Here is a 274-nt window from a genome sequence, read left to right as displayed (position 1 = left end):
TGGTACAAGCTAGCGTATTTGTTCCATCAATATTCATTGCACAAGAACCACAGATACCTTCACGACACGATCGACGAAGTGTCAAAGTTGGATCAATATGATTCTTGATAAAGAGCAACCCATCAAGAATCATCGGACCACAAGCCGAACGATCAACATAATAAGTATCCAAATGGGGATTTTCCTCATCATCAGGTGACCAACGGTAAACATGAAATTCGGTAAGTTGCTTAGCATCTTTAGGCTTAGGCCAAACTTTTCCCGGTTTTACTTG

1 protein-coding gene is annotated in these 274 nt (G+C 40.9%); it reads right to left on the bottom strand.

Features of this window, described 5'->3' with window-relative positions; translation table 11 throughout:
- Positions 1 to 274: 2Fe-2S iron-sulfur cluster-binding protein (locus ACFINO_RS11225; protein ID WP_375655930.1), on the bottom strand; the 274-nt coding region annotated here is incomplete at both ends.

It is taken from the genome of Bartonella sp. AA83SXKL (genome assembly GCF_042196965.1).
Taxonomy (GTDB): Bacteria; Pseudomonadota; Alphaproteobacteria; order Rhizobiales; family Rhizobiaceae; genus Bartonella.
The sequence above is the reverse complement of the archived record's forward strand: the minus strand, read 5'-3'. Positions and strand labels throughout refer to the sequence as shown.